This window comes from Oceanirhabdus seepicola (genome assembly GCF_023684385.1).
In the GTDB taxonomy this organism is placed as follows: domain Bacteria; phylum Bacillota; class Clostridia; order Clostridiales; family Clostridiaceae; genus Oceanirhabdus; species Oceanirhabdus seepicola.
Map to the genome: position 1 here is coordinate 586,495 of NZ_JAGSOJ010000001.1, position 26,420 is coordinate 612,914.

Sequence of the window (26,420 nt, forward strand, 5' to 3'; positions counted from 1 at the left end):
CACTCTCACTACCCATGTTATAATATTTATAATAGCTTTAGTAGGAGGTATTAAATGAGTTTTTTTCCAGAAGATATAATTAAATCTGAATTGAGACAAGATGAAGAATTGTTATGGTACGGAATGCCTAATCCATCTGAAATGGCAAAAAAGGGCCTTCCTGTAACAATCTTCGGAGCAATATTCACCACTGTAGCCTTCTTTATGTTCTCAGAAGCAATAATGTTTTTTGGGTTTGGTGGAATTCAAAATTTTAATCTTTTATTTAAGTATGGATTTAAGTTTTTTAGATTCTCTATTGGGGATTTAATTTTCCCTTTAGTATCATTCTTGTTTGTAATAATTGGTATATTAGTAATGCTTACACCTTTGTGGATTTACAAAAGAGCCAAACGAACATTTTATGGAGTAAGCAACAAACGATGTCTTATTATACAAGCAAAGAAATATAAAAATATTCATTCATATGATATTGATAAAGTACAAATATTAAACAAACTTGAGAAGTCAGATGGAAGCGGATCTATTATTTTCGCTAAAGAATTAAACGAATCTTATGACTCTGATACTCATAGAAGAAGAACGACATACAAAGACATAGGTTTCTACGGTATCCCAAATGTAAGAGATGTAGAGAATATCATTAATTATAATATATCAGGAGATAATTCTCCCATAGCGGATACACCCAATACTCAGGTATCTAAAGATTTTCAAGATGATTCTGTCAATTATTAATGGTATATTCTTAAACCAAACTAAATATAAACAGGAGAATTACGAACTTTAAAGTCCATAATTCTCCTATTTAATTTAACCGTAATTGTATGGAAGTCACCCATCTTCTATAAGTGGGTGATGGATAATACTATTTTTAGAAGGGTTCGATATCCTTCTGAAGATACTATATCTTACAAGTGTAAAATCATCACAAAATGTATATACTATAAGTATAAGTGTTCTTTGATAACTAGATATATAAGGTTGTGATGGGTATACGAATATAGCGAAAACCAAGCTTAGCCTCTATCACGTAAAATATCTAAGGCAACTTAGAATACCGCAAAACGGTAACTACCCTAGGTCTTAGGGAAAGTCAAGCCTGTGGAGAACGCATAAGCCCTATATGGCGATGTTCTAGGAAACAGGAAAAATTCTAGCACATGATACTAGAAGCCACCAGTTCTGCGTGAGCAACTGGTGGGAGGGTTCACGAGAGTTTCTCTCCATATATCATTTGAAAATATTCTTCATCTGAAATAATCTCAATATTATATCCTTTTTCAATTAAACTTTCAGCTTTTCTATATTTAGTACTCTTATTACTATTACTTAATTTATCTTTTCCCTTTATTCCAGTAACTAAATAATCTGTCTTCCTCGTTACACTACTGCCTGCAATACCACTAGCCGCTCTTACAGATGCCATAGCCTCAATTCTTGACATTGACCCTAATGGTCCAGTAAACACAACAGTTTTATCTTTTAAGGAATCAATTATAACTCTTTTTCTCTCAGAAGTTTCAATATACTTTCTCCTTATCTCAAATCCCTTTATAACGCTTTTGGATTTTCCGCAAGAATTGTATCCCCCTTCAAAGACCTTCCCCACTCTTATAAAAAGTTTATTCTCAATATCATCACTGTTATTTATCTCAAGTCCATTACACATATCTATAAATATCCTAGCAGCTGCTGTCGCATCTTCGCTAGCATGGTGATGTTTGAATTCTATTCCAAGAGCTCTAGCTATAGTATTTAATTTATAATTTGCAACACCATCATAGTAATTTTTACTCATAACTACAGTACAAGCATACTGAAATGATGGATAAGGAATATTATAAGTATCCAAGGTTCTTCTAAGTACACTAATATCAAATGCAGCATTATGAGCAATTACAAACTTTCCTTCAAGATACGGCTTTATCTCATCCCATATTTCTTCAAAAGTTGGCTCATTCACTACATCTTCTTCTGTAATCCCATGAATCCATATATTCATAGGGGCAAATCTATTCTCATAAGGTTTTATCAACCAATACTTTTCCTGAACAACCTCTCCATCTTCAACAACAGTAATACCTAACGCACATGCAGAATTTCTCTTTTCATTAGCTGTCTCAAAGTCAATTGCAACAAAATCCACTCTTCTTTTCACTCCTCTTATAAATCATATTCAAATAACTAATAAGGCAAGTTCAAATAAATAACAAGTCAGTATACTCGTCTATTTTGCAAACTACTTCATCATTGGAACCCACTGAGAGAACCACTATCAGCGGAACCCAACTCTTCGTATTTTGCAAAATATACTTCGCATCTTTGACTTGTTATTTATTTTCACATGCCTAAATTAAAATCCAAACGCATCAAATAATTCATTTGTCTTCTTAGCACTATATCCTGCAAAATTCTCCACATACTTAGAGGCTCCGAATCTTTCTCCACTTACTACAGCCATATTTTTCCATAATTTAGGTATATTCTCACTTTCATATTTACTCGGAAACAATGATAATATGAACTTTTCTACTCCAAAGAATACATAATCCTTTATGTCATGCTTATCTTTAAATAACTTGAAATCTTCTTCAATCTTCTTACTAATTTTTCTATTATATATATCAACGAAGAAATAATCAAAATTTTCTCCTTCAGCTTCAAATGCATCCCCTTCAATTATTTTCACCTTATCATTATTTTCAAAGTTCTTATTATATAACTTAATTACATCCTTATCAATCTCATAAACTACTATTTCAGTTACTGACTCCTTATTGATCATTTCCTGAACTGAATATCCAAGTCCAAGACCAACAATTCCGACTTTTCCATGGGCTTTTTTAACAATCTCATATATTCCACCTACTTCTTCACCATCAACAGCCATTACAAGTTGATCCCCTCTATATAAATGAGGTGAATAAAACATATCCCCCTTATAAGCATGCATATATCCTGGAAGTCTCTTATCTATCCTTAATTCCCATATAATTTTTAATCCACCTAATGTAAAATCTCTATCACTACTGCATTTTTTTCTAAACTCATCTATCTTATTCTGATAATAACTTTGTTTAAATGGTATCATTACGCAACCTCCTATAATTTCTGTATATATAGATATATACCTTATTAAAATTAAATTTACATACTCTGAAGCATGGGTAGTATCGACAATATTTGTCCTTTCTTCTCTGTTCTTTCTTCTTTTATAGATAAATCTACGAAGTAATTTATCTGTATATCCTCTTTATTATAACAAAAAACTTATTTTTTTAAATATAATAATAGATTGTTAAAAAACTTTTCTGCAATGCTATTCATTTCATATATGTAAGTATATTGCAATAATGTAAGTAGCTTTTTCTCATTTTATAACCTAAACTTAAATTAAAGTACTATTCACTAAGGAGATATATTTATGAATCTAAAAGAAAACATTTCATTAGCTTATTGGAAATATGCTCTAAATCCAATAGATACTTCAAAATTAATTTTTGTTATGTTTTTCTTTATGACTTTATTACTACTAGTATATATTTTTCTTTCTATGAAAGAAAATTCTTAATATAAATAATTAAACTAAGGTAACTAGTTTTAGCTACCTTAGCTTGTTTAAAAAGTCATAATTTAAACCATTTCTTTTTTTCCAATTATATTGTATTATATCTAATAAGTCCTCTGGTACCATATCATAATTATTCGTAAAAATATTAATTACCTTTTCGCGAAAAATTATATATTTTAATATACAATTTTTCCGTGATTTTTTTATAAACCTCTTTCTATTATCTACAACTAATCCAATACAAACACGTTCATGAACATTATAACTAATTACATCCTCAATATCAGTCCATTTTATTAACTCATATCCCTCAAGTTCAACCCCCTCTTTCTTTAGAATCATTTTCTTATCCTTATATAAATTTTCCTTCACTAATTCAATAAACATCAAGATTCCAAAACCAATAAATACAATACCAATTATTTTTTTGAGAATAACGCTCTCACTCCTAATCATCAACCCTAGTACTATAATAAAAAAAACATTCACACAGCACACTTTATGCATATTAAGCATTTCAACCAATCTCTGATCTTGTTTACTTATATTTCTAACTTTCAAAATTTCCATAAATATAAAAAATATAAAAAAAATAAAGAATATCCAAAAACTCATATCATAAATATTTTCCATTACTTTACCATTTATTGCTATTATCCCACCAATAGCAATGAATAAAATACTCAATAATATATAATTCCATTTATTATAATTTCCATTATCATCAATTCTTAAATACAATTCCCTTTCATAGAAACTATTTTCTTGTTCTTCATTTAATCTCTCCATAGCAATCATTCCTCCTTGATACCCTAGGGAAATCCTAAATTAAATTCATAGTAAATAAAAATCACCATCGTCTGTACTGCAATACTTTTATTAAAAATTCGTACACACTTCACGCTTAACTATATCTCTCAACTTTACCACTATTTTCTTTATATTTAATTATAAACACCTAAGTATAATATTGTAAATATCTCTTACTCAAGTGTAAGCATTTTCCACTTTAATTACATTAAAGAAAGATTTTTCTATTTCCAAATCTTATCATACTAATTATGCATAACCTATATACCAGCTATATTAATGCCCTGTAGTACTGGTGTACACTATTTTAAAAAAGGATATGTAAAATTTTTTTTACACTTAAAAACCACTGTATATTAATACAGTGGTTTTTAATGAGTGTAGTAGTTAAATATACAAAATGAAAATATATAATTTTTCATTTTGTTATGTAAATTGATCCTTATCAATTAATCTAATTCTTTAGCGTCTGTTATCAAATCAGCAGCTTTTATTGATATATCTATACCCTTTTTCTCGGCTAAATCGTTTATAATATCTGCTAGAACTATTGCTTTCTTAAATGTTAGTCTCTTTTTATTACTCTCTAAAGCTTGAAAATGAGACTTAGACATTCTTCCATCAGCCATTTCCAACTGAGTTATCCCTAGCATTCTTCTATACTCTTTTATTCTATTTTTCTGCCCCAAATAGTTCACTAATATCAAATCCTTTTCTTAATATTATTATTAAATCCTCCCCATTATATTGCAATTATAACATATACTTTATAAAATATCAATTTTTACCTTTACTTTTTTGTACACTCTTCTCTTCTACAAACAATTAGTATTAATGAACATAAATACAGTATTGTTAACTACTTATAATATTTGTTAAGACTCTGTTAAACCCTCCTTAAAGCTATAGACTATAAAAAAATTGGTGATATAATTGATTTATAGATAGCAATAAATTAAAAGAAAAGAAAAGAAAAAAAAGAAAAGATAAAATAAGTAAATACCTTAAATTTATATAGATGATATAACCCAAAAATAAAATATTGTCCTCCCCCAAAAGACACCAGCCCCCCCTGGTGTCTTTTGTTCAGCTCTTGTGCAATACAGTATTGCGAACTACATTTAAAGTTTGTTAACTCTTTGTTAACTCCCCTTGAAAACTATAGACTATCGTAATATAAATGCTATAATAAGATTATAGATAAGACAAGCAATTAATTAAACAAATAAATTTACTGATAACAAAATAATTTGCAAACAACTTAAAATTTGATATATATATAACCCCAAAACCAAAAATGTAATCCTCCCGTAGGCACCAGCCCCCCTGGTGCCTACATCATTGTCCGAGTTTATCAAAAAAATTGATTTGCTTATTTTTTTGTGAATATTTATAACCTTCTATAATATCTCCCATCTTATATTTAATCCCCGATTCATTACATGCTTTCTTGAACACCTTCCAAAGCTCACTCCGCTTACCACTAGTGCATTCATATGCCCCTCCAAATTCTTTTAAATACATTTCCTTCATCCCCTTGAAATTTTCATCAAGTTTCTTAAAATAATAATCCCTTTGATTCATACGAAGAGTAACCCCAAAACTAGGATATATGAATTTTGCTCCTACCTTATGTGCTTCCTTAATAATATTAACTATGTTCTCTTAATTATCATTTATAAATGGTAGAATTGGCATTAATAGCATTCCAGTGTACACCCCAGCATCACCAAGTTTTTTCAAAGCCTCAAATCTTTTCGATGAAGGAACTACATTTGCCTCTACAATACTGCTTAATTCATCATTGTAAGTGGTTACGGTCATAGTTATACAAACTGGAGAATGTTGATTTATTCTTTTTAATAGATCAATATCTCTTGTGATCAAATCACTTTTAGTAGTAATGCCTACTCCAAAGCCATAATAGTCAATCCACTCTAGGGCTTTTCTTGTAAGCAGTTCTGTCTTCTCACATGGATTATAAGGATCACTCATAGCACCTGTACCTACAACACCTTTTTCCCTCTTGTTACTTAATTCATTCTTTATTATCTCAATAGCATTTTCTTTAGCTCTTACCCTATCAAAATCCTCAATTTTATAACAGTCACTCCTAGAGTCACAATATATACACCCATGGGAACACCCCTTATATATATTCATGTTATAATCATGCCCAAACCAATATTCTGGGTTTTTATTTTTTATCACTATACTTTTAGCAGGTATATACTCCATTTCCCCCTACTCCTTATTTTAGATTTTAATAATATTAACTATATAGTCTTTTTTATAAATTGTATTATAACAAATAAAACATGACAATGTTTATGTCATGTTTTATTTAAAATAGTTTATATTCTAATATTTAAACTTTTCTATTCCTTTTTGCATTTCTTCTGCTAATACCCCAAGGAATTCACTTGACTCTGCAATCTCATTCATAGAAGCAGTTTGTTCTTCAACTGAAGCTGAAGCTTCTTGAGTACCTGTAGCATTCTCCTCTGAAATAGCTGATAAATTCTCCATAACATCAATTATCTGCTCTTGCATTTTTTTCATCTCTTCCCCTGATAAATTAAGATTCTCAATAATACCTTTGAGTGTATCTATAGCATTAGCTATTCCTTCGAACTTAGCATTTGTATTCTTTATATTTTCTGTTTGAATATCAGAAATACTGCTTATCTCTTGAGTTCTCGCTACAGCATCTTGAGTCTTACTTAATAATCCTTGAATAATTTCTGTAATTTCATTTGTAAAATTATTAGACTCCTCTGCTAGATTTTTCACCTCATCTGCCACAACAGCAAATCCTCTTCCGGATTCTCCTGCTCTTGCCGCTTCAATAGCCGCATTTAATGCTAATAAATTTGTTTGATCAGCTATATTCTTTATCATTAAGCTAGCAGTTTCAATCTTTTGAGCACTATTATTAGTTTCCATAATAATATCATTCACCTGCTTAGTAGCCTCACTGCTAACTTTATTTTTTTCTACTAATACCTTTAATATCTCAAATCCTTCATTCTTTAATTCAGACACCTGGTCAACTGTTACATTAAGCTCACTAATATCATTTTGATTCTTCTCAATTTGTTCACTTAATATACCAATATCAGTTACACCACTTTCAGTAGCTTTAGCTTGTTCTGTAGCCCCTTTTGATATTTCTTCAATAGTTCTAGCTACTCCATTTGCTGCTGTAGCTGATTGTTCACTAATTGCTGATAATTCTTGTGAAGATGCAGTAACCTGTTGTGATTTATCAGCAATACTATGTATCATACCATTAATTGATTTTCTCATATCTTCTATTGCATTGGTTATTTCTCCAAACTCATCTCTTTTGATTATCAAGTCATTTGATACCTCATTTGAGAAATCACCACTTGCCATATATCCTAATATTTTTTTCAATCTCACCAAAATCTTCACCGCGTAGTTTGATGACACGTATAGAATGAAACCAAGAATCAATATAGCAATAACTCCCATACTAGCTATGGTATAAACATTCTGTAATATAATAGCACCAACTTGATCCATAGATAATCCAACATTAACTGCTCCAACATGTTCTCCATCAATTATTAATGGTACAAGAACATCATAAACCCAAACATCCTCTGCTTCATATTTATAATTACTAGCATAATTCTTACCATCTACTGCTGCTGTTTTACTTCCTATATCAGTTAACTCTCTACCTACTCTATCACTATTACTATGTGCTATTGCTTTCAAATTTTTATCAATTACAAGAGCATATACTATATCTTCTTTTTCCCCTAAATTCTCTACAATTGATTGATAATTGAATTTATCTGTCAATGCTTGTATTTTATTTGCACTAATACCTGTTTGAATGAAACTTCCATCTTGATTTCTAACATATCCGTATTTATAGTAGTTATTTGATTCTGAATCCTTTCTAATTGATTCTGTAAATTCAACTTTATCACTTGTCAAAAAGTCATAAACTTCATGCCCTTCTGGTGCTTTCCATCCAATATAATTGACCTTTGTTGAATATATAATCTTCCCACTCTCATCAAAGAAATTAATTACATCCACTTCTAGATTCTTCATTAATTCACTTAAATAATCATTACTCAACTTTTCTTGGTTATTCAATACCATTCTACCTGATACCATTAACTTATCATCTAACATTTCATTAATATTCTTTAATAATCTATTATTATCATTCATACGCTGGGTAATTTGAACAATCTCATCCATACTATCGTACTGCATCTGATTAATTAAGCTTGTTACTCCCAAATATGCTGTTGCTGTTCCTATCCCTATAATTGTGAGTGATACTACCAATAAAGGAATTATAACAAGCCTAATCTTAATGGACTTTGTTTTCTTTCTCTTCTCTTCTTTCTCCCTACCGTTTCTTTTCTTTCCATTCTTTGTTTTTTTCATTTTCATCCTCCGTTTTTTCATTTACACTAACTACATTCATGTATTTGTACTCAAAAAACATCATCTATCCTATCAGTCTACACAAATATATATTTTTGTTAGTTTTACATTGTTTTCATCTTAAGTTTATGATTCATTTCTAATGAAAGTTTAGTATTATTATATAATTTTTTGAATCACAAGTAAATATTTCTTAAACATTTTTGTTTACATTTTAGCAATATCTTAAATGTAAAAACACATGCCTCCCCTCCATATTAGGGAATGGACATGTGTTTTTCGAATTTCATTTAAATATTCAATTTTATTTATCTAATTCTTTCATAATACCTACGAAATTTAATACTTCCTCCTCTAGAGTATGGAATTGTGTTACCACTCTGATAAGATTTATTGACTCATCAAGAACATCTATTAATTATTTTTATTAAATAATTTACTAAAGAAACCACCCTTCTCTTTTTTCATCTCTTTAGCCACTCTCTTTCTCTCTATTTCTTCTGCCTTTATCATAATCTTATTGATTTCAATTATGGCCTTTTCACCCTCATCAATTATATTCTTACCTTCAACCATAAAATCCATATCTTCTACATACTTCATTACCCTATGATGTTCTTCCATCATATCTAGCAATTTTACTACCTCATAACAAACGCCTAAATATTCATCAATATAACACTCATCTTTTTTAGCTAAGTTTAACCTAACGTCATATGCTTTTCTATATTGTTGTAAAGCTTCCCCTAACATCTCAAACTGTTCAAACGCTGCTCCTCTTTCAATTAATAAATCTGTGTATTTCTTTGTAATGTTTAAATCTTCTTTATGGATGAATCCCTCCATTATTTCAAGAGCAATACCATAGTCCTCAGTACACCATATTATTTGACCTATATTTCTATAGAAAGCACCCCTATAAATCAATAGCCTAGCCAACTTCAAGGGTTCATCTAATAATCTGCACTCCCCCAATTCCATCATTAATTGGATGGCTGCGTCTCTAATTTCATTTGATTTCTCATAGAGATTTAGATTAACTAGAGCGAAAGAGTAAAAATACAACACATCTGCTATTATCTTCTTTTCTTCATTATCTTTAATTTTAAAGATTTTGATTGGTTTTGATTTACACTCTTCACCATCTACCATACCATCTTCTTGATTATCTTCTGATTCCTCCACCCATACATGAGTTAATATTTCATCGCTTAACTCAATAATATTCTTAAATTCCTTATTTTCATAGTAGGAAGCAATTATTTCTGTTATCGTATTTTCATTGCCACATTCCCCATTCTTGCATGTTAGCTTATACTCATTCATACCCATTTCCCCATTACATTTTAGACATTTAATAGTCTCCATGATATCCCCTCCGTATTAGTATAATATTTCCATCGTTGTATATAACCATATTATAGCATTTTTTCATTTGAAGGGCATATGATTAATCAACAATCTCAATCTTAATACTCTCATCTACCTTCTTATCGAATGTTATCATTCTTACAGACAATTCTAAGTCTTCTCCTACATCTTTAAATTCAAGTGTTCTTGTATGAGCAATTTTTTCCTTATTTTCACCATCAATAATTCTTTCCAATTGCCCACCAAATGTTCTCTCAAGTTCAACAGTTTCTCCATCAATATTTAAGTATATGGCTGATAACAGTACCCCCTTTTCTGTTGTTAATGTTACATAAGTGTTACCATCTTTCTCATATACATTTTCTATTGTTACCTCGTTTCCTTCTATTACTATATTTTTCTTTTCTTCACCTTTTGAAAGTTTTTCATCTACTTTAACCTCAACACCTACTCTACATTCCTCAATAACAACTTCAAGTAAACTCAATTTTTCTGGAAGAGCATCAAATTCAGCTTCAAAATAATCACCTTTCTCTTCTGTTGAAAATCCTCCACTTAAATTTGCTATAGGTTCACCATCTCCAAATATAGCTATCTCTATTCCCTCAATTGGTTTCTTTTCTCCTTTTAAATAATCAAGTGCCACTTCCAGCGTTCCTCTTATCTTTCCTTTAACTATAGTAGACATAGAAGTAGCAGTTATTGATTGTATCTTAACTGTTGTTCCCGCTACATTTATTCTTTTATTCATATTCAATTTAAACTTAGGAATCATTGCTTTTGATTTATCAATAGTGAATTCTATCTTTCCTTCCTCGTATTCACCATCATTATTTCTTGCAAAAGAGAACTCATGAATTTTTTTTAAGGACTTTGGTGGTTCAAATTCCTGCTTCCATATCATCTTTTTCTTTTGTTCATCGTAACATCCAGTACCAGCCCTTGGAATCATCCAGTCCTCACCACATTTTATAAATTCCCTCGATAAATCATTTCCATTCTCAAACTCTTCTTTATCAATATCCATGCTATAGAAAGCAACTAACTTATTACTGTCAATCATAATTCCATCAAGAGTTATAACTGTACCATCCTTGAAAGTGTAACTCTTATCTATAATCTGTCCTTTATAGTTCTTATTTAATTGTTTTAATGAACTACTCATTAACTCATCGTATCCAACTATACTTTTGCCATAATAAGCCAAAGTATCATAATTAAACATCCCAATAAAAATGATTACTAAAATCATAGCTGCAACTAATCCATTCCTGGAAGTTACAAATTTATTTACTCCTTTTCTTCTATTCTTTGTTTTTTCCTGGAGTGATTTTCCTAATCGTTCTTCGAAATCTTCTGGTATGTGAAGCTGTTCAAGCCTTATTTTCTCTATATTAAGTTCGTCTTTTATATTCTTCACTTATAATCACCACCTAATATTTCTTTTAACTTTCTCATTCCAATGGCTAATCTTGATTTTACCGTCCCCTCTGGTATTCTAAGAACCCTAGCGATACACTTGTATTCCATATCCATAAAATATCTCAACTTAATCACCTCTGAGTGTTTAGGCTTCAATTTCTCTAGAGCTCTATTTATTACAACTTCTTCAGTAACTCTATCAATATCTTCCCTCTCCTGTTTTCCTTCCACAGTCTCCTTTAGAACCAATCGTTCCTTTTTCTTTAATTGTTTTTTACAACAGTTTACAAGAATAGTTTTACTCCACGACGAAAAGGACTCCACTTTTTTAAGTTTATTTATGTTCTCGTATAAAATAACTATCACATCCTCAAGAACATCCATTGCATCATGAGAATTCTTCATATAAACATAGGCTAGTCTATAATATTCCTCTTTTCTGAGTGTAATAACTCTCACAAGCGCATCCTTATCACCACTTATAGCCCTTTTTATCAATTCTAACTCCTCCAAAGAAATCACCTCTTTTCATATATAAGAGTTTATATGTACTCTAAAAGTTCATTTTTCTTACATTAATTTATATTTTTCAAATAAAAAAGCTACTTTAACATTATAAGTAGCTTTTTCTAAATATATATTTGCAATAGTGTTAAGACACTTGAAAATAATTACTCAACATAGAACTCAGTCATATCATCCAACCTCAAACATGCCATTCTTCCTTCTTCATAACAGTTGGCTGTATCAATACATATTTTATCATTATAAGTCTTGTCAAACCATATTTTATATGGTTTTTCCGCTTTTCTGTCCAACTTTTTATCTAGATATGGTCTAGGATTATGACCAAATATAACCATGTAATTATCAAACCCTTTATTCATAAAAAATTCTTCTCTTACCCATACAAGTTGATGTTCTTGGGAATACATTGCTTCTTTAAAACTCTTAATATTCATGTCTTCCTTTAACTTAACCATATCTATTCCTGCATGAACCAAGAGATATTTTTCATCGATAATTTTGTAGTACTCTAATGAATCTAGAAAATTCAGTAATTCATTCTGTTCCTTCTCACTTAGCTTATTAAACCCTTCTATTGTGGTATTATTACCATTCCTATTCCACCGTCTTAACTCATCTTCGTTTTTATTCTTCAATGCAAACAGCATCATTCTATCATGATTTCCCATTATAGCTTTAATATTTTTTTTATCCATAACATATTTAATAACCTCAATTGACTCTTCCCCTCTATCAACCATATCACCTAAAACATATAATGTATCCTCTTCTTTTAAAGAAATCAATTTCACTAACTTTTCTAACCTATCTAGTCTTCCATGTATATCACTAACTACATATTTCAATGAATATCCACCCTTTCAATAACCCATTCACATACACTTATTCCTAATTAATTTTCATTTTATTATAACATAAAAGCATGTCCATCTAAATATATCTTGATGAAACATGCTTCATAATAAATTATAAATTATTATTTTCTACACCATAAAATCACTAGTCCATGCTAATGCCTCTATATATAAATCAGATATTTGAATACCACTTATCCCTAAAGCCTGCGCAAGAATTTCAAACTTAGGCCAGTTTCCTTCTTGATAACTTATTAATAATTCATGAAGAATACCTAAACTATTATTTTCTCCAATAAGAGCATTTTTAATTTCTTCATTTACAGCCAAATCTTCAAGTATTTCAGTCATTGGTTTATTTAATATGACATTTAGATTAGATAGTAATTCCATTAAAAAAACATTTGGCAAAAGGTTATCTACCTTTATATTGGGTGCAATTAGCTCTCCAAGTCTTGCTCTAACTATCCCGCATGTTAATAATTCATTATATTTCTCACTACATGTTTTTTTAATCATAATTAGGGATATCCATTTTTTTATTTCATCCATTCCCAGTATAACAATAGCTTGTTTGATTGAATTAATTTTGCTTCCAAATCCATAATAAGAAGAATTAATCAATCTTAAAAGTTTATATGATATAGATACGTCTCTTTTAATTATATCTTCCATTACTTCAAGACTAAAGGTATCTTTTTGTATCATCTGTAATATCTTAATACTAGAATAGGCATTAATAGGTATATCCTGCTCAGAAATAATTTCAGGTTTGCTAAAAAAGTACCCTTGAAAGTAAGTATATCCATAATTAATAGCATCCTTAAAATCTTCAATACTTTCTACTTTTTCAGCTAAAAATTTGATATTAAAATCAGAAAGTCTCTCTACAATATTTTTTCTTTCCAAGTCTTGAGTTTCTAAAAAGTCAACCTTTATAATATCCGCTACTTCGATAAGTGCTTGAAATTTAGGTTTAAAAACAAAATCATCCAGTGCTATTGTATAGCCTAACCTTTTCAGTTTTTTGCACACATTAATTACTTCTTTAGTAGGCTCAACTGTTTCTAAAATTTCTATAACTAGATATTCCTTAGGAAGCATTGCTGGAACTTCATCAAGTAATAGTTCTTCAGTAAAATTAATAAAAGCCTTTTTACCTCCCGTTAATTTCTCAATTCCAATTGAGAGAAAAGTATTTGAAATTACATTGCACGTAGCTTCATTACCATCTATTGCATCGTAATAGTTACATTTATTAGACCTAAATAACATCTCATAAGAAACAACCTTTTGATTTTTATCAAATATGGGTTGTCTAGCTACATAAATATCCATAGTAATCCTCTCTAATTCTATTTTTTTATTATAATTCACTTTTAATTATCCATATAAATCAATTATATACATTAAATCTAACCTTAATTTAACATATTCTATAAATATATATAATTTCCTCTTAAAGTTATATAAGAATTTAAACAGAGCATTCATATCTACCATTACTTCTTCAAAGATAAAAAAAGCATATGTATTTTACTATATATTAAATTGACCCCATAGCTTTAAGGCTATAGGGTTATTATCTCTTAATTTAACTTTATAATCTTTTCTTTACCAAATTATTTTCTTCTATAGCCTGATTGTTTATCAATTCATCTATAAATAACTTATAAAGATCAATAATATCTTTAAGTTGAAGACTGTTTGTTACATATCCAGGTATCTCCATTATTAAAAAGTCTGAATGTTTATCAATCTTTTTCTTTCCTTTTTCTATGGTAACTTTCAATTTATTTATCATATACATCATTTTTCTTATCTCATCATTTGATAAAATTATATTCGTGATAGAAGGATTATTAGTCTTCACCTTAAACTGATCATCAAACTCTACACAACCAGTAGTTATGGGCACTAATTTATTTGATGCTATTGATCCCACTCGTTCCAAAAACTTCTGCAATGCCTTTTTTACAGTTATTTCAAACTTAAATCCATATCTTGAATAAATCTGAGATTTCAAAATAGTGTATTCATGTTTAATCTTCGTCTCTTTAGAATAAGGATTGATTATTATTTCTTGATTTTTATAAATTATTTTAATCTTAGGCTTACGAAAGATTCCAGTTCTTATATATTCCCCACCAACTTCATTGGCCATTACTCTCCATCGTTTTTTAAGGGCTCCCATCCAAAACGCTCCTTCCATGTAATTCTTTCACTTATAGATTATACCACATTATTTCATTGCATAAATCTATTAAGTTCTCCTCTAAACAACACTGCCAATCTATGAAGAGCACGAGTAACTGCAACATATAGTAACCTTCTATGAAGTTCATTGTTATAATTTTCATCTCCAGCATCATATATAACAACTCCATCGAACTCTAGCCCCTTACTCATGTAAACAGGCATTATAACAAAGCCACCCATATATTCCTTTTCATCCTCTGCAATTATTTCAACCTCCACAGAGTCTTTAATCCTTTCATATAATTTTTTACATTCATCTTTAGTTTTACATAGTACAGCTCCTGAAGTAAATCCCTGTCTATAAAGTTTTTGAAGTTCACTAATAACATCATAATCCATATCTTTAAAATCAATACATTGCTTTATCATAGGCTTCCCCTCGTATCTCTCAAACGATACAATTCCATATGACTTCTGCAGAATTTTCTTAGACAAAGCTATAATTTCAAATGAAGATCTATAACTCTTATTCATCCTTAACTGAGCCATATTCTTTTTATTCATAATATTTTTTACTTCATCATATAAACTCATCTCAACCTTTTTGTCCATAGATTGATTTATATCTCCTAGAACAGTATATCCAGCGTTTCCAAATAAAGTTTTGAACACTTCATATTGAAGTGGAGAGTAATCTTGAGCCTCGTCAACCACAACATGCTTTATCTCTTTAAATTCATCATTACCATCAACCTTTAATTTCAAATAGATCAAAGGTGCACAATCTTCATATAAGAAATTTCCCTTTTCTATCTGGTTCTTACTAAATTCAATTATCTCTTCTATCTCATCTGGGAGTTCAATATTCTTTGCTAGTGTCTTAAATATCCTCTTATTAAGAAAAAGTTCTTTATAAACATCAATAAAACTAACACTCATCATCTTTCTTATCATATCATTATTTGCTTTTGATCTTTTCAAGGATATTAATCTACTATATTGTTTCACAACAAATATATGATCTGGAATTTCAGCAACTATCTTTTCAGCCTTCTCAACTCTTCTTCTCCTAATAGGATGTAATTCCCTAAAGATCCGCCGCTCCATTCTCTTAAGTCTTTTGCTCATAGGCATATTGATTTTATTGTTCAAGAACTGACTCTTTAAATATTCCTTAGTAAATATCATTTTATTATCACAATAAATATCATTGAACTCTTTGATGTTTCTCTCGTAACATTTAATAAGTCTTTCAAGAATCTTTATGAAACTCTTTGATCCTTTGAATTCAATAGCTTTCTTTCTTAATTTAATTAAATTTTTTTCTCTTTCGTTCAAGAGAAATTCCATCTGTTGTACTCTACTCTCCACATAACAATCATTTTCTTTCATCATATCTATTGCATAGTCTTCAAATACAATCTGCTCAACATTCTCCTCTCCAAGTCCCGGAAGTATATCAGATATATATTTTGAGAACACAGTGTTTGGAGATACTATGATAATATTCTGTGTGTTTAATTTTGTATGATATCCCTGATAAAGAAGATAAGCAATTCTATGCATAGCTATCGATGTTTTCCCACTTCCTGCAGTACCCTGTACAATAAGTAATTCATTTTCAATATCTCTTATAATCCTATCTTGATCTTTCTGTATTGTCTCAATGATTTGTTTCATTTTAATTGATGAATTTTTACTCAACACTTCTTGTAATATTTCATCATTTATTTTTAAGCTACTATCAAAGAAATAATCTAGCTCTGAGTCCTTAATCTTGTATTGTCTCTTTAAAGTCATATCCCCTTCAATTAGACCTTTAGGAGAGTTATATGCACACTCACCAAGTTCATACTGATAGAAAACACTAGCTATTGGCGCTCTCCAATCATACACTAAAACATCATAAGTTTCCTCATCCATTAAGTTAGCTATACCAATATAAATCTTCTCAATTTCCTCTTCTCCTTGTTCTTTAAAATCAAATCTACCGAAGTATGGTTTGTTAATCATCCTATTATATTTTTGAATCTTCTTAAATATAACATTGTAATCTGAATTACTACCATCGATATCTTCTAGATAACTACCAAAATCTGAAAGTCTATCTGTATCTTCATAAATATGAACTACATTCTCCCACATCTCCTTTCTAGCTTGAATAACCTTCTTAGTTCGTTCATTAAGTAGTTGTTCACCTGACTTTAATTCCCCTTTTAAAACATCAATAATCCCTTTTAAATAATCTTTTTCCTCAATTAATATTTTTTCATACTCCATATAATCAAATCCCCTCCAAAACGTTGTTGACATCCTTGAATTTATATGATACAATACTATTGTAGATTTATACATACATTTAACCATATGTGCATATAGATCTATTATACCTTATTTTTGTATATTAATACAAGTAAAAAATCCTATAATAAGCTAAGTCTTAGCTTATTATAGGATTTTTTATTTCTCATCCAAGAAACTTTGGATTTTCAATATGTTCAGACCTTATAGCTTTTTGTTCAATAGTGAACTGTATATTTACATCACCATTATCTAAATCACAAGGATATTTTGCTCCACATTCCTCACATTCTAAGTAATCTTTGTCCCCTACTTTTTCTCGATTATCAAATAAAAATGGTAGGTTTTCTTTGCTCTCACTCCATTTTTGTGTGATCGGAGTGTCTACCTTATAAGTATATAGATAAGTAGCTTCCCGTTTCATTACAAAATGGTTTCCATTACATTTATTACACACAAGTGACTTTTTTGATTTCATGTTTATATTCCTTTCATAATTGAACTATTAACTTGTATATATCATGTGTAATATTCTATTAATTTATTAAACCTCTTAATTACCATATCTACCTTACTCTCTTAATTATATATAAATGGATTAGAATGCATCATAAAATAGTTTTAAAAACAAAAAAATAGTTTTTTTTTTTTTCAGATTATTAAAAGATTACCTCCATAATCTTGCAAATAGACTTTTCATAAGTAAGTTTGTTAAATTCATAACAAGCCTTTTCTAGCTTCACTACCAATTTTTTATATTTCAAGTTGCTAAATTTTCTAAAAAATGATGTTTTTTAATACATAGTTATTCAAAAATTTTAATCTTTCTGTAATACTATTAAATTCTTAAAATTGATAATTGATAAAAAATATCTGTCATGTTATTATAAATATGAAATATTTATTGCACATTGTTAAAAATTTATTTATTGTAGGAGGGGTTGTTATGAAAAAGAAATTTAAAGATACTATTATTATTGGTTTTGCATTATTCGCTATGTTCTTTGGTGCTGGAAACCTAATATTTCCTCCTTCTTTAGGAAATATGACTGGTTCAAGTTATTTAATAGCTATGATTGGATTTATTTTAACAGGAGTAGGACTTCCATTGTTAGGTATTTTAGCTTGTGCTAATTATGATGGACAGTTCTCGAATATTACAGATAAAATAGGAAGTAAGTTTTCTTTAGTTGTAACTATGGCATTGATGATTGTTTTAGGTCCATTACTGGTTATACCTAGAACTGCTGCCACTACATATGAATTAGGTGTACAACCTTTATTTGGAGATATTAATCCATTATTGATTATAGTAATTTATTTTATTATTAATCTGTTCTTTATTTTAAAACCATCTTCTATAATAGACATTATAGGAACAGTTTTAACTCCAACACTTTTAGTTATGTTATCTTCAATAATTATTAAAGGTATTGTATCTCCTTTTGGTGAAATAGCACCTAGTAAAATTGATTCAGTTTTCCCATCAGCACTTTTAGAAGGCTATCAAACAATGGATGTTTTAGGATCAGTTATATTGGCTAGTATCGTTGTTGCTTCAATTAAAGCAAAAGGATATAAAACAAAAAATGAGATTATTAATCTATCACTTAAAGCCGGACTTATTTCAGTTACAGGTCTAGCTATGATTTATGGTGGCTTAACTTATCTAGGAGCTCAAACATCAGCTGTACACGAAGGCGTTTCTAGAAGTTTCTTAGTTATCACTGTTGCAAAGAACACCTTAGGTACATTCGGAATGGTTGCTTTAGGTATTGCCGTTAGCTTAGCTTGCTTAACAACATCAATCGGAATATCCGCAACTGTATGTGAATATTTCTCAAATAAATTCGAGAAGCTAACTTATAAAACTGCAGCATATGTCATTACCGCTATAAGTATCTTAATAGCAAGCATGGGTCTAGATAGCATAGTAAGCTTCGCAGCTCCAATTTTAGGAATATTATATCCGTTAGTAATAGTACTCTTACTAACATCATTTGTATATGATAAAATCGGTAGAAAAGTCATGGCATATACAACATATACAGCACTTACTATTGGCGTACTTAACACTTTAGCCGATATTGCTTCAATATCTAAACTTAAAGACGCTTTAAATATTATTCCACTAAATCAGCTAGGATTTGGATGGGTTCTACCTTCTACTTTTGTTTTTATTATCACTTTTATATTAGTTAAAAGCACTGAAACTAAAGGTGATAAAAGAGAAGTATGTACCGAATAAAAATATACTTAGGATAAGAAATTAAAATGATGTTTATAAACAAATCCTATATCATGAGATTGAACACAGTATAATACTCATAGGAAACTACCATAGAGCCATTGCTTTCTAATTAATGAAACAATGGCTTTTCTCTTAAGTAACTTCAATTTCTATTTGTATTATTCTTCTATTGACTAGCTTTTTAACAGTCATTACTAGCCCTCTATATTCAACTTTATCCCCTTCCTCAGGAACCCTTCCTAAGGTATTAAATATATATCCTCCCAACGATCCATAACTCTCTTGCTCTGGAAATTCCACATTGAACAATTCTTCAATTTCTTCTAAGTCAATATCTCCTTTAACAATATAATGCTTATCATTAATTTTTTCAATTAACTTAACCTCATCATCATACTCATCAAATATATCACCTACAATTTCTTCAATTACATCTTCTATGGTAACAATCCCTTCCGTACCGCCATATTCATCTAGAATAATAGCCATATGAGTCTTCTTCTGCTTAAATTCTACTAAAAGATCACTGATTTTTTTGTTTTCCGGCACATAAAAAGCCGGTCTCATTAAAGTTGATATATCTACTGCTTCGTCTTCATTCATGTTTATTATATCTAAAATCAATAAATCTTTTGCATGTATTATACCAATTATATTGTCAATACTCTCTTTATACACCGGAATTCTTGAATGACCATAATCTCTTATTATTTCTAAGAAATCATATAAAGTGCTACTTTCTTCTACAGCAACAACATCTATTCTAGGTACCATTATTTCACTTACATTCATCTCATCTATTTCAAAAACTCCGTCAATCATTTCTCTTTCTTGAGCATTAACAATTCCTTCTTCTTCTCCAACGTCTACTAATGACCGTATTTCTTCTTCTGTTACAAAGGTGCTTATATGATTTATATCACCACCAAGAGTTTTAATAAAAAAATTTGTAATTAATTTTAGAACTATGGATATTGGTTTAAATAAAAAATCTAATAATTCCAGAAATCCACCTAACTTAACTGCTACTTTTTCTGGATTATGTGATGCATAAGTTTTTGGTGTGATTTCTCCAAAAATCAAAATCAATATTGTCATTATCACCGTTACAATTACAGCGGCATTTGCCCCTGTAAAATACTCCACAGTTAATTCAGTTAATAATGCAGTGGCTGCAATATTAACAATGTTGTTTCCTATAAGAATAGTGATAAGCAAACTGCTCAATTTTTTCTTTAGTCTTTTTAAGGTTTTTGCCCCTTTTTCATCCACTTCTTCCATCTGTTTAATTTTAGCTATACTCATTCCCATTATAGATGTTTCAGAACCAGAGAACATGCCTGATAAAACCAATAATATAATCAATAATGTTATCTTAAAATATAATACTTCTGTCATGCTAAACCTCCTTTGTAGAACTCAACATCTTATGTTTTCCTTCTCTTACTTATTATTTTTCTTTTATCTAAATTTATTTATTCATTATCTTCTTCAAGCTCCTTAATTAATTAAACAAAATACCTTAGGCACATAAAAAAACTCATTCCATAAATTCATGAAATGAGGTCTTATTCTTATATATTACTTTATACCTAAGATACTAGTTTTTCTCTAATAATCCTAAAATCGTAGATTTATTGTGAATTATTAACCCACCATTTTTCTTTGAAGCAAATTCTCCAATAGATAAAGCTCCTTCCACTGGATACTCTAGCTTGTTCTGTATATTTACAAGTTCCTGCTCAAAAGACTCTTCTAGAAACATTGCTCTTGATATACAATCAAATAATAGAGGAACATACTCACTTGATACATTTCCCAAACAGTATTTAACTATCTCAATAGAAGAATTTAACAGCGACTCTTTATTACCATGCAAAACATATAACTCGCTACCTTCAGGTATATTTGCTACACAAACTATTTCTCTTTCTTCATTTAATGCTATTGGATCTCTTACAATAATATCATCTTCATTTTTTTCCACAAATCCAAAAGGATAGTCTTTGGCATATACAAAAAAATCTTCTTTGTAAAGCCTCACCCCTTCTTCTTCTTGTATTACATCTCTATAAACATCAAATGCATTATAATTATCTACTTTGAATAGAATATTGTCTTGTGACTCTGTAACCGTAAACGGGCCATCTAATACATTCCATCCATGCTCTACAGCTAACTTGACACTTGACTTAATAATACAAATGAAAAGAGCATCTTTATACACTCCCTTATTATCAAATAAACAAGGTCTATGTTGTAAATCGTAATATCCTGCTCCCCCACCTATATATGTCACTTTATTCCCTATTTTATTATATACAGTATCTGTTAAATGTTTTATTTTGCTAGATAATCCATCCGCTAAAACAATAGCAGTATAATCTTCATTCTCACATAACTCTAGTTTAAACCTCATCATATACGGAATTATCATAGAAACATACATTGGTTCATACTTTTGCACAATAAAACCTTCGCTAATACATTGATTTTCCACTAAAAGTCTTGGATATATACCCCCAAAAAATTTAACATCTTTACTATTTAGATAGTCACTCAATATATATAAATACTTTACTGATTTTTCTCCTATTAATATCATTAACTGCTCTTGTGATTTAATTTGCAATTTCTCTATGTAGCTTTTAAGTTCATTTAGTGATTTTAAGTACACTCCCTTTTTCCCCCTTCAATACCTCTACCACAATTAGTCATTTTTTTACATAAAACCATTATATACTAATTTTTTAGATAAGTAAATAATGCTATCATTACAAAAACCGCACTGAATTTCATTCAGCACGGTTTTTGTAAATAATATTTTAGTTTGTAAAATCTATTTTAAAACAAAAATGAAAATACTAGAAATAGTTTATGAGTAATATAAGAAATATAATAACGGTTATTTATTTTCTCTAGCATCTCCAATAAAAGCAAGAGATATCATATCAGGTCCAACATGAGAAGCTATCGTTGAACATAGTTCTGTTACAACTACTTTTTTCAATTTTAAATGCTTATGAATATATTTTTCGATTTTCACTGCGTCATTTAAACAATCACCATGACCAATAACAACAATAGTTTCTTCCGGATTTGTCATATGTTCTGTTAACTTATCATAAAGAAACTTCATAGATTTCTTTCTACCCCTTACAGTTGCATACTGTTTTAGCTCACCCTGATCATCAACTGTAAGTATAGGTTTTACACTTAGCATTGTTCCCACAGCAGCTTTAGCAGCTGATATACGGCCACCTTTTTTCAAAAAATTCAAATCATTTACAGCAAACCAGTGATTCGATTTCATCTTATTCTCTTGTATCCACTTTATAATTTCTTCTTTAGAATAACCCTTTCTAATCATTTCAACAACATGAATAACCAAAACTCCCTCACCAACAGATGCGCATTTTGTATCAATAACAGTTATATCCGCATCAGGATATTCTTCTAAAACCATATCTTTTGCAATCATAGCACTATTAAATGTCCCACTTAACCCAGAAGTGAACCCTAAGTAGATTAACGAATTTCCTTTTTCGCAATGTTTTTTGAACTTTTCTAAAAAATTATATGAGTTAATCTGTGCAGTTTTTGGCATAATTCCTTGTCTTAGATACCCATAGAATTCTTTGTGACTTAGAGTTTTACCAAAGTCATCATAATAATCTTTACCATCAATATTTACAGTCATACCAATAGTATCAATGATATTAAGATTGTTTTCAATAAAATCCAGTGGAAGATCACTACAGGAATCAACAAGAAGCATTGTACTCACATTTAAAACCCCCTTTACAATATTTCATTATATTAAATAATGGAAATCTATCTTAAATTTATCTTGTCATTAAAAATTATAATTTAAATAAAGATTTTAGTAAACAGATTTATGAGTTTTTCATATATTATTAATATTTTCATTTAAATTATAAAAAAAAGATCACAAAAAAAGTCGTAAAAATGTAGATGGTACAAACGCTCACTTGCACCATCTACATTTTGTTTACTCTCAATCTTTTAAACATCATTTTAAAACCATTATTCTTCTATCCAAATATCATTAAATTCCACAATCTCTAGAGGGTGAACCTTTAACCCTTTAATATTCTTCTTAATAGCATAAGAAGAACATATTGTTGATAAAAAAATCCATGGTGCATCATCAATTATCCTACTTTCTATATCATTCATTAATTCATTATATTTATAAGGATTTTTTGTTTTTCTAGCTTCTTCTAGCATTTCAAGAATTTGTTGATTATGATATTTGCCATAATTCATAACACTACCTTTATCTATTAAAGGCTGAATGAAGTTGTCCGAAGTTCCCGAATCCCCAATCCATCCATAAAGAAATAAATCACAATTACTATTAGAAAAACTTTTATCAAAATAATCACCTTTTACTTCACAAGTTTTCACTTTAATACCAATTTCTTTTAAATTCTCTTTTAAAATTTCACTAATCTTTTCATGCTTCTTATCACCCGATGATATATACATAGTTAATGTTCCACAATTTATTCCACTTGCTTTCATAAGATCTTTTGCCTTTTTTATTTTTTTTTCATATGCTTTCGTTCTATAATTGGTCAAACTATTTGGGAAAGCCCCTCTTGAAATAAGTTCCATCCCCCCAAATGCCTCTTTTATAATTCTTTCCCTATCTACACAATAATTTATAGCTTGCCTCACTACTTTATTTTGAACAACAGGATTTGAATTTTTAAAATTGAAAGCTAAAAATCTAGCACCCACACATTCTACTTTTTGTGTTTTATAACCTTGATTCTCTAATTTTTCAACATTATTTTTGTTTACCTCGATGTAATCAAATTTTCCATCAATAAATTTTTCTAAAATCTTCTCTTCTTCAAAATAAATTTCTATTCTATCAATCAAAGCTTGTCCTAATGAATATTCTTCAAATTTTTCTAATATTAATCCATCTTCAGTCATTGATACAAACTTAAATGCTCCAGCTCCTACACATCCAACCTTCTTAGAATTTCCATCCTCCTTAGGTATAATAGAACAACTACAATTAGCTAAATTATTTATAAACATATTGTAAGCATATTTCAATTTAATCTTTATATTATATTTACCTTCTACTTTTATTCCAGAAACACTAGCTGCTTTGCCTTTAAAATATTCATCAGCACCCTCTATCATTTCCAAAAACCACCTATTCGGGGAATTAAGTTTTTTACTGAGAACTCTTTCAAAAGAAAACTTAACATCATCAGCAGTTATATTCTTACCATTATGGAATTTCATATTTTTTCTTAATTTGAAGTTCCACGTCAGATTATCTTCTTCAATGTGCCAAGTTCTAGCAATTGCCCCAACAACTTCCGTCCCTATGCCAAATTGAGTTAATCCTATATGTATAGGTGCACTAATTTTTGCTTCTGCATCATCTGTAATCATAGCAGGATCAAAAGTACTTGGTTTATCTAACGCTATTCTAAATTTACTTTTTTCATTGGATGAGTCACCAATACTATTTTCTGACATTTCACTAAGATTTTTTATTGCTGACTCAAGAATATTAAGAACAGCTTTCTGCTTGTCTGCATTAATTGAAATATTTTCATTAAACACTTTAACCATATCAGAAACTTTAACCATATCATCAACAACTGTCATCATATACTGATTTTTATCAGCTTGTTCATTCATAACTTGATTTATCTGATTAGATATATTTTTTGTCTTTTCAATAGAAGTCATAATATCACCAAAAGCTATTCCTGATTTTTCAACAGCTAAAGCACTTTCTTCTACTGTTTGAACCCCATTTTCAACAATATTCAGTGTTTCATTAGTAACCTTTGCCATTTCATCTATTATACTATTGATATTATCAGCAGATTCAGAACTACTATTAGCCAGCTTTTTAACTTCTTGAGCTACAATAGTAAAACCTCTCCCAGCTTCACCAGCTCTTGCAGCTTCAATATTAGCATTTAATGATAATAAATGAGTAGTTTTTGATATTTGTTTTATAATATCAACAATCCCTTTGATTTCATTAGATTTTTCTGAAAGTTTATTCATTGCACTACTCATATTTTCAACTGTATGTTTAATATTAAGAAAACTTTCCATTATTGCATCTAATGATCTCTTTCCTTCTTCAGCTTTATTTAATGACTCTTCAACAACCCCCATTGATTCTTCAACACTAGCACATACTACTTCTGAGAATGTCCCAACCTCTGAAGAAACATTAATAGTTTTATCGATATTTTCGCTATGTTTTTCCATCTGCATATTAATTTCTTGTACAGATTTTAAAAGCACTTCTGTACTTGCTATTGCATCTTCTGCTTCCTTTAATATTCTTTCTGTCATTATGCTTTGACTCTTCTGTTTATTAATTAATTTTCTTAATCTATTATTATGATTTTCAAATTCCCGCAAGCCAACTTTTTCTGATATTTCTTTATTTTCTTTCTTTCTAAAATTAATTATAGCCATTATTTCTTTAACCCCCATGAAATATAATTTTGGTTTTATCATCTAGATTAAAACAAAATTTAAAATATATTAAAAGATAATAGCATTTATTGTTTTTATATGTAAAAATATCTTTGTTAAGAATATTTTACCATAATTTTGATTAATATTATACTATTGATGGAATTTAACCCTATAA

General features: G+C 29.4%; 20 protein-coding genes and 1 pseudogene. 3 read left to right on the forward strand and 18 right to left on the reverse strand.

Going from position 1 to position 26,420, the window contains the following annotated elements; translation table 11 throughout:
- The first annotated feature begins 54 nt into the window (after positions 1-54).
- Positions 55-738, forward strand: coding sequence for a hypothetical protein (locus KDK92_RS02610; RefSeq protein ID WP_250857490.1), 684 nt, complete (start codon positions 55-57; stop codon positions 736-738).
- 472 nt (positions 739-1,210) lie between these two features.
- Here KDK92_RS02610 and KDK92_RS02615 read toward each other — a convergent pair whose 3' ends face one another.
- Together KDK92_RS02615 and KDK92_RS02620 are read right to left on the reverse strand one after the other, a co-directional pair.
- Positions 1,211-2,149 (reverse strand): exonuclease domain-containing protein, encoded by a 939-nt coding sequence (locus KDK92_RS02615; RefSeq protein WP_250857491.1) that lies wholly within the window; start codon positions 2,147-2,149, stop codon positions 1,211-1,213.
- 207 nt (positions 2,150-2,356) lie between these two features.
- Complete coding sequence (locus KDK92_RS02620) at positions 2,357-3,094, reverse strand: rRNA adenine N-6-methyltransferase family protein (protein WP_250857492.1); 738 nt, start codon at positions 3,092-3,094, stop codon at positions 2,357-2,359.
- 333 nt (positions 3,095-3,427) lie between these two features.
- Here KDK92_RS02620 and KDK92_RS02625 point away from each other — a divergent pair, with 333 nt between their 5' ends.
- Positions 3,428-3,574: a hypothetical protein gene (locus KDK92_RS02625; RefSeq protein WP_250857493.1), complete on the forward strand. Its 147-nt coding sequence runs from the start codon at positions 3,428-3,430 to the stop codon at positions 3,572-3,574.
- 33 nt (positions 3,575-3,607) lie between these two features.
- Here the strand turns inward: KDK92_RS02625 and KDK92_RS02630 are convergent, their stop codons facing one another.
- The 12 genes and pseudogenes from KDK92_RS02630 to KDK92_RS02685 form a co-directional block, all read right to left on the reverse strand.
- Positions 3,608-4,363: an STM3941 family protein gene (locus tag KDK92_RS02630; protein ID WP_250857494.1), complete on the reverse strand. Its 756-nt coding sequence runs from the start codon at positions 4,361-4,363 to the stop codon at positions 3,608-3,610.
- Between the two features lie 470 nt (positions 4,364-4,833).
- Positions 4,834-5,091, reverse strand: coding sequence for a helix-turn-helix domain-containing protein (locus tag KDK92_RS02635; protein WP_250857495.1), 258 nt, complete (start codon positions 5,089-5,091; stop codon positions 4,834-4,836).
- 631 nt (positions 5,092-5,722) lie between these two features.
- Positions 5,723-6,622: pseudogene (locus tag KDK92_RS02640) on the reverse strand (SPL family radical SAM protein).
- Between the two features lie 123 nt (positions 6,623-6,745).
- Positions 6,746-8,821 carry a methyl-accepting chemotaxis protein gene (locus tag KDK92_RS02645; protein ID WP_250857496.1) on the reverse strand — a complete coding sequence of 692 codons (2,076 nt, stop codon included), beginning with the start codon at positions 8,819-8,821 and terminating at the stop codon, positions 6,746-6,748.
- A 414-nt stretch (positions 8,822-9,235) separates the two neighbouring features.
- On the reverse strand, positions 9,236-10,189 hold the full coding sequence (locus KDK92_RS02650; RefSeq protein WP_250857497.1) for a hypothetical protein: 954 nt from the start codon (positions 10,187-10,189) through the stop codon (positions 9,236-9,238).
- A gap of 82 nt (positions 10,190-10,271) precedes the next feature.
- Entirely contained in the window at positions 10,272-11,612 is a 1,341-nt protein-coding gene (locus KDK92_RS02655) for a DUF4179 domain-containing protein (protein ID WP_250857498.1), read from the reverse strand.
- Positions 11,609-12,112, reverse strand: coding sequence for a sigma-70 family RNA polymerase sigma factor (locus KDK92_RS02660; protein WP_250857499.1), 504 nt, complete (start codon positions 12,110-12,112; stop codon positions 11,609-11,611). Before KDK92_RS02660 ends, KDK92_RS02655 begins: the two co-directional genes overlap by 4 nt.
- A gap of 173 nt (positions 12,113-12,285) precedes the next feature.
- Entirely contained in the window at positions 12,286-12,987 is a 702-nt protein-coding gene (locus KDK92_RS02665; RefSeq protein ID WP_250857500.1) for a metallophosphoesterase family protein, read from the reverse strand.
- A gap of 138 nt (positions 12,988-13,125) precedes the next feature.
- Entirely contained in the window at positions 13,126-14,334 is a 1,209-nt protein-coding gene (locus tag KDK92_RS02670) for an EAL and HDOD domain-containing protein (protein WP_250857501.1), read from the reverse strand.
- Between the two features lie 262 nt (positions 14,335-14,596).
- Positions 14,597-15,190 (reverse strand): hypothetical protein, encoded by a 594-nt coding sequence (locus KDK92_RS02675; RefSeq protein ID WP_250857502.1) that lies wholly within the window; start codon positions 15,188-15,190, stop codon positions 14,597-14,599.
- 53 nt (positions 15,191-15,243) lie between these two features.
- A complete protein-coding gene (locus KDK92_RS02680; protein WP_250857503.1) occupies positions 15,244-17,475 on the reverse strand; it encodes a HelD family protein in 2,232 nt (743 codons plus the stop codon).
- Positions 17,476-17,662: 187 nt separating this feature from the next.
- Positions 17,663-17,974 (reverse strand): hypothetical protein, encoded by a 312-nt coding sequence (locus KDK92_RS02685; RefSeq protein ID WP_250857504.1) that lies wholly within the window; start codon positions 17,972-17,974, stop codon positions 17,663-17,665.
- Positions 17,975-18,442: 468 nt separating this feature from the next.
- On the opposite strand from KDK92_RS02685, the gene brnQ reads away from it, so the two are divergent.
- A complete protein-coding gene (gene brnQ / locus KDK92_RS02690; RefSeq protein ID WP_250857505.1) occupies positions 18,443-19,744 on the forward strand; it encodes a branched-chain amino acid transport system II carrier protein in 1,302 nt (433 codons plus the stop codon).
- A gap of 135 nt (positions 19,745-19,879) precedes the next feature.
- On the opposite strand, the gene KDK92_RS02695 is transcribed toward brnQ, so the two are convergent.
- The 4 genes from KDK92_RS02695 to KDK92_RS02710 form a co-directional block, all read right to left on the reverse strand.
- Complete coding sequence (locus KDK92_RS02695; RefSeq protein WP_250857506.1) at positions 19,880-21,145, reverse strand: hemolysin family protein; 1,266 nt, start codon at positions 21,143-21,145, stop codon at positions 19,880-19,882.
- A gap of 202 nt (positions 21,146-21,347) precedes the next feature.
- On the reverse strand, positions 21,348-22,424 hold the full coding sequence (locus tag KDK92_RS02700) for an FIST signal transduction protein (protein ID WP_250857507.1): 1,077 nt from the start codon (positions 22,422-22,424) through the stop codon (positions 21,348-21,350).
- A 228-nt stretch (positions 22,425-22,652) separates the two neighbouring features.
- Positions 22,653-23,525, reverse strand: a complete 873-nt coding sequence (locus KDK92_RS02705; protein ID WP_250858612.1) for a DegV family protein — start codon at positions 23,523-23,525, stop codon at positions 22,653-22,655.
- A gap of 269 nt (positions 23,526-23,794) precedes the next feature.
- Positions 23,795-26,242, reverse strand: coding sequence for an ABC transporter substrate-binding protein (locus KDK92_RS02710; RefSeq protein ID WP_250857508.1), 2,448 nt, complete (start codon positions 26,240-26,242; stop codon positions 23,795-23,797).
- Positions 26,243-26,420 lie beyond the last annotated feature (178 nt).

Bases quoted from the DNA above. Each gene is read 5' to 3' on its own strand.
- KDK92_RS02610 (WP_250857490.1), top strand. From the start codon at position 55: ATGAGTTTTTTTCCAGAAGATATAATTAAATCTGAATTGAGACAAGAT.
- KDK92_RS02620 (WP_250857492.1), bottom strand. From the start codon at position 3,094: ATGATACCATTTAAACAAAGTTATTATCAGAATAAGATAGATGAGTTT.
- KDK92_RS02625 (WP_250857493.1), top strand. From the start codon at position 3,428: ATGAATCTAAAAGAAAACATTTCATTAGCTTATTGGAAATATGCTCTA.
- KDK92_RS02630 (WP_250857494.1), bottom strand. From the start codon at position 4,363: ATGGAGAGATTAAATGAAGAACAAGAAAATAGTTTCTATGAAAGGGAA.
- KDK92_RS02645 (WP_250857496.1), bottom strand. From the start codon at position 8,821: ATGAAAAAAACAAAGAATGGAAAGAAAAGAAACGGTAGGGAGAAAGAA.
- KDK92_RS02650 (WP_250857497.1), bottom strand. From the start codon at position 10,189: ATGGAGACTATTAAATGTCTAAAATGTAATGGGGAAATGGGTATGAAT.
- KDK92_RS02670 (WP_250857501.1), bottom strand. From the start codon at position 14,334: ATGGATATTTATGTAGCTAGACAACCCATATTTGATAAAAATCAAAAG.
- KDK92_RS02675 (WP_250857502.1), bottom strand. From the start codon at position 15,190: ATGGGAGCCCTTAAAAAACGATGGAGAGTAATGGCCAATGAAGTTGGT.
- KDK92_RS02680 (WP_250857503.1), bottom strand. From the start codon at position 17,475: ATGGAGTATGAAAAAATATTAATTGAGGAAAAAGATTATTTAAAAGGG.
- KDK92_RS02685 (WP_250857504.1), bottom strand. From the start codon at position 17,974: ATGAAATCAAAAAAGTCACTTGTGTGTAATAAATGTAATGGAAACCAT.
- brnQ (WP_250857505.1), top strand. From the start codon at position 18,443: ATGAAAAAGAAATTTAAAGATACTATTATTATTGGTTTTGCATTATTC.
- KDK92_RS02695 (WP_250857506.1), bottom strand. From the start codon at position 21,145: ATGACAGAAGTATTATATTTTAAGATAACATTATTGATTATATTATTG.
- KDK92_RS02705 (WP_250858612.1), bottom strand. From the start codon at position 23,525: ATGCTTCTTGTTGATTCCTGTAGTGATCTTCCACTGGATTTTATTGAA.
- KDK92_RS02710 (WP_250857508.1), bottom strand. From the start codon at position 26,242: ATGGCTATAATTAATTTTAGAAAGAAAGAAAATAAAGAAATATCAGAA.